1 protein-coding gene is annotated in these 1,663 nt (G+C 33.7%); it reads right to left on the bottom strand.

Going from position 1 to position 1,663, the window contains the following annotated elements; all coding sequences use genetic code 11:
* Nucleotides 1-132: 132 nt before the first annotated feature.
* A complete protein-coding gene (locus G4407_RS15990; protein WP_173689667.1) occupies nt 133-1,590 on the bottom strand; it encodes an IS1182 family transposase in 1,458 nt (485 codons plus the stop codon).
* Nucleotides 1,591-1,663 lie beyond the last annotated feature (73 nt).

Below are 1,663 nucleotides of genomic sequence, written 5' to 3'. Positions count from 1 at the left end.
GAGGGCACTGAAAAACCTACCGCTTTAAATTTCAAATTATAATGCACATATAAAATCCACCAGTTTAAACTTATTCTGGTGGATTTTCCGTTCTTTCTATTGCTGATTTCTTGTCTTGCATGCGAATTCTTTTTATTTTTCACTTATTAGCTTAATAATTCTCTTGAGATTTACTGCAAATATAGTCATAGCTCCCTGCATTTCCATGCCAATAAGACCTGATGATGACGCAATGTCATAACCATGTCTATGTTTTAATTCACTATTTTTTGCCTCTATTTTATAGCGTTCTTTCGCCATTTCTTTGAAATGTTCAGTTTCTTGAAATTGAGCCTGCTCACTATGTGAATCACAAATTAGTGTTTCTGTGTAGGTTTTCTTTTTTGCTCCTTCTTTATAACAACCCGCTTTATAAGGACATCTCTTACATTTTTCTACATCGAAAAAGTATGTCATTCGAGGATTCTTTCCTTCTGTTTTTCGCTTGTCAAGATATTTATGAATTGCCAAATGCCCTGCTTTGCATTGATACATTCCAGCATCTTTATTAAATTCGAATTCATCTGGCTTTGTACGATTTCCTTGGGTAACAATACTGTTTAACCGGGAGATAAGTTCATAATGATTATCCTTTGCAGCATCAATATTTTCCTTACTTGAATAGGCTTTGTCACCAATCACAGTTTCAACTTTCATTCCCGCAGCTCTGCTTTTCCGAACCAAAGTTGACAATTCTTTTCCGTCTGTTTTTTCACCACTGGTAATGGTTGCGGCTGTAATGATTCGTTCCTCTGTCATAGCTATATGTGTTTTATATCCGAAGAAAGAAGTATCCGCTGTTTTGTGTCCTATCCTTGCATCATTATCTTTTGAAGTTTCCAAATGTTCAAGATCATCATTGACAGATTCCTCCAATAAATTTAGCTTTTCCTGCACTTTAGGGTAACTGCATATGTCTTCATTGTCTTTTACAATAGAAAGTAGTTGTTTGCAGTATTCCAACTCTTTTTCAAGAGAATCTTCCGTATTTTTGTTTGGAAATTTTTTCTTCATTGTTTCATCCACTTCGTAAACGGCACGTCGTAGTTTTTTTGATTGCTCTTGAAGTGCCTGTCGGAGCGTTTTTTGATTGTATCTTGATTTCGTATGAGTAGCATCTACGATAATAGATTTTGATTTTATTATTTTTTTATCCAATGCAATCTGAACCGTCTTTGAAATCAACATATCCAACAGATTCATATCTTTCAAACGTAGTTTACGAAATTTTGTCAAAGAACTGGGATTAATAACAGTTTCTTCTGGTGCCATATCCAAAAAGTATTTAAATGACATATCATATTTAGAACGTTCTACAACATCAACATCAGATAAATCATAGATAGCTTTTAAAAGCAAGTACTTAAACATTCGAATAGGCGGAACTGCATTACGTCCATTATCAAGACAATATTTATCAATCAATTCATCATAAACAAATTTAAAATCAACCAGTTCTTTTATATGACGAAGCAGATTGTCTTTTGGAACCACCAGTTCATATATTTCCATGTAAGGACTAAGTACTAACTTCTGTTGTTGTTCAATCATAAAAACACCGCCTATACTTGATATTTATATTATATCAAACATAGGCGGTACTATCTACTTTTTCAGTGCCCTC

This window comes from Allocoprococcus comes, assembly GCF_013300725.1.
Classification (GTDB): domain Bacteria; phylum Bacillota; class Clostridia; order Lachnospirales; family Lachnospiraceae; genus Allocoprococcus; species Allocoprococcus comes_A.
This window is presented reverse-complemented; position numbering and strand designations above follow the sequence as displayed.

Coding starts and splice junctions, on each gene's coding strand:
- G4407_RS15990 (WP_173689667.1), bottom strand. CDS start 1,590: ATGATTGAACAACAACAGAAGTTAGTACTTAGTCCTTACATGGAAATA.